The sequence below is a fragment of the Helicobacter apodemus genome (assembly GCF_000765745.2).
GTDB classification, from domain to species: Bacteria; Campylobacterota; Campylobacteria; order Campylobacterales; family Helicobacteraceae; genus Helicobacter_D; species Helicobacter_D apodemus.
Window position 1 is genome coordinate 1 of sequence record NZ_JRPC02000081.1, and the last position, 1,440, is coordinate 1,440.

Here is a 1,440-nt window from a genome sequence, read left to right on the forward strand (position 1 = left end):
AGCAAGTTTATAAGCTTAATGTTTGCTGATTTTTTCCATTTTAAATCAAACCGCTTCGTTTTTAAATGGAAAAACTTTGATTTAAAATGTCGTTTTATAATAAGTATAAAAAAATAAAGTTTCTAAAAACTCCTCTTTTCTTGTATTTAAGATATTTTGCAGATAAAATTCTGCTTCTTGCCATTCATTATTTTGTAAGAGTAATACTAGAAAATAGATTCTATACTTATCATTATCTGGATCCAAATCTAAAGCAGACAAAAGATATATTTTAAGAATACCTATATCTTCATAAGTTTTAGAACCCATTAAGAATAATTGAAAAAGAGAATATGCTCTCTGCATTGGTGAGAAAATAATTTTTCCATAAAATTGTTTAAAGTTTTTATAGCATTCCTTAGGAGTAAAAATATTATTGCTTAAAATATAATCGGCATTACCAAGTAAATAAGCTATTTTTGTTAAGGCAGAGCCTGTTGTATAGATTTTCTTTGCTTGTGAGAGAAAAATTATATCGTATAAGAAAAGTTGAAATTCTTTATTATAGTGGTAGGCATCATTTTCTCTTAATTTATCTGTAGAGACGATATTGGGGTTGTTGTGAAAATCTATTATTTTTTGTATGGAATCTAAATCATCCCCAACAATAACGATGGTTTGGTTTTTATTTTTTAAAAGCTCATTTTGCATTAAAGATAAAATAAGCTCACAACAGCTCGCAAGACTCATAGCGAGAAAATTATGTTTTCTTATAGGAAAATAATCATAAATAACATCCCCACTTCTGAAATGAATAGCTATGAAATCACCTATCTTTCCTGCCTCCTCATAGGCTTTTGAAATAGGATAGTTAAATTCAGGAAGAAAGTCTAACTTTTTCCATAGATATAAAGTCATTGCTCGGTATTCATTGAGATTTATATCGTGAAAATACCAAGCTAAACTCCCTAGTGGAGTAATAAAATAATCATATTTGTTGCTAAAAAAAGAATCTTTTAGAGATTGTAAGCTTTTAAAATGCGTTACATCAATGATTCTAGTATCTTTAGGTAGAGTGTGTATGCAGTAGCTATTAATGAAATTTTGAGAAAATATTTTATCTACTTTATCCAAAGAAGAGCCTATGATATGATTTTTGTTGGCGCCTGTGTTATCCCTTGTGCCACCAATCCATAAAATTTTTGCGTAAGATAAATCTCCTAAATATTGTGCAATATATAAAGCATTTAAAAAAGCATTTAACCTTGAACCACTCCCATCCGTCCTATTAGCTAAAACAAGTGCCATATCATATTCTCCTTACATTAAATTTTATTCTAGCATTAATATTTATTTTCAATTGTAAGTGGGGAATATTTAGGTATTTGCATAGTTACTCCTAATAGTGAGAGTATTTATATTGACTATCTATAAACTGAAAAGTTTTCATTGAAGCACTAA

General features: G+C 28.3%; 1 protein-coding gene. It reads right to left on the minus strand.

Annotation, left to right across the window (positions count from 1 at the left end):
• Positions 1 to 81: 81 nt before the first annotated feature.
• Entirely contained in the window at positions 82 to 1,287 is a 1,206-nt protein-coding gene (locus LS72_RS10450; protein WP_034555510.1) for a hypothetical protein, read from the minus strand.
• Positions 1,288 to 1,440 lie beyond the last annotated feature (153 nt).

Excerpts from the sequence above, each read along its gene's own strand:
- LS72_RS10450 (WP_034555510.1), bottom strand. The coding sequence starts at position 1,287 with ATGGCACTTGTTTTAGCTAATAGGACGGATGGGAGTGGTTCAAGGTTA.